Origin of the sequence: Micromonospora sp. NPDC005172 (assembly GCF_040608555.1) — a bacterium.
Taxonomy (GTDB): domain Bacteria; phylum Actinomycetota; class Actinomycetes; order Mycobacteriales; family Micromonosporaceae; genus Micromonospora.
The window spans coordinates 1-1409 of sequence record NZ_JBEXIL010000121.1; the positions used below are offsets into that span (position 1 = coordinate 1).

Sequence of the window (1409 nt, forward strand, 5' to 3'; positions counted from 1 at the left end):
GCGCGCCCGGCGCACGGCGCGCCCGCGCGCGGCATGCGACGGTTCAGCCCCGGCCGCGCTCGGCGTGCCAGGGCGGCGGGTGGGCGGGCGCGGGGCGCCGCTCCGGCTACCTACTCGAAGCGGGACGTGTCTCCCGCGCCCCGGCGCAGGATCTCCGGCTCGGGCCCGGAAAGGTCGATCACCGTCGTCGGCTCCATGCCGCACTCGCCGGCGTCGAGCACCGCGTCGACCTGGTGGTCGAGCCGTTCCTTGATCTCCCACCCCTGGGTCATCGGCTCGTCGTCGCCGGGCAGGAGCAGCGTGCTGGACACCAGCGGTTCGCCCAGCTCGGCCAGCAGCGCCTGGGTCACCGTGTGCCGGGGTACGCGGACACCGACGGTGCGCTTGCGCGGGTGCAGCATCCGGCGGGGCACCTCGCGGGTGGCCGGCAGGATGAACGTGTAGCTGCCCGGGGTGGACGCCTTCACCAGCCGGAACACCGCGTTGTTGATCTGGACGAACTGGCCGAGCTGCGCGAAGTCCCGGCAGACCAGGGTGAAGTGGTGCCGGTCGTCGAGGTGACGGATCTGCCGGATCCGGTCCAGCCCGTCCTGGTTGCCGAGCTGGATGCCGAGCGCGTAGCAGGAATCCGTCGGGTAGGCGACCAGGCCGCCGCCACGGACCAGGTCGGCTACCTGCCGGATCGCGCGGGGCTGCGGGTTTTCCGGGTGTACGTCGTAGTACCTCGCCATGAGGTGAGACTAGGCCTCCAGCCGTCGACGGTGCGAGGTGCCTGGCAACCCGCGTTCGCAGATGCCCCTCGGCGCGTGGCTTGCACTCGTTGCCGAGCGGCGAATGCGAAAAAGCGCGCTGAAACGGAATCTGCTGCGGGGGCCGCCGTGGCCACTGCCCATCCTCGCCACTAAGGTCGAATTGTGCTTATTTGAGGGCTGTTGGTCATCATCAACTAGTGATTTCGGACGTCGTTACGTTAGGTGCCTAACGAGCCCGATTTCTCCTGATCAAATCCCACTCTGGCGTCACTCAAAGTAGCGCTGGGTGGGCGTGTTGACACGGACCGTTGTTGGTCCTTACCTTCATGCCACTTGAGCAACGGGGGAGGAGCGACGTGCGAGTTCACGTTGTGCGAAGAGGTGCCTGGGAGCGACCAGGAATGTCTATTGAGAGTCGGGGCAGAGCAGGAATTCGCACTGTCGGGCCCAGGCGCGATTGTGCAGTGGCCCTGCTCGACACCTTTTCGCTGAATAATGTCCCCCGTGATTGGCCCCTGGTGACCGAGCCCTCGGTCTGACAACTCCTCTCAGGCAGACACGCCTAGCCTCGGCCCTTCGTTAAGGGCTGTCCACGGACTGGGCAGAAACGAAGAAGTGCCTTCTGATCAGGGAAGATAGGACTTGCTGAGGGTCCGA

At 66.4% G+C, this 1409-nt stretch carries 1 protein-coding gene; it reads right to left on the bottom strand.

Translation table 11 applies throughout. The features are described from left to right. Positions 1-110: 110 nt before the first annotated feature. Positions 111-731: an L-threonylcarbamoyladenylate synthase gene (locus ABZV06_RS32035; protein WP_355248735.1), complete on the bottom strand. Its 621-nt coding sequence runs from the start codon at positions 729-731 to the stop codon at positions 111-113. Positions 732-1409 lie beyond the last annotated feature (678 nt).

Excerpts from the sequence above, each read along its gene's own strand:
- ABZV06_RS32035 (WP_355248735.1), bottom strand. The coding sequence starts at position 731 with ATGGCGAGGTACTACGACGTACACCCGGAAAACCCGCAGCCCCGCGCG.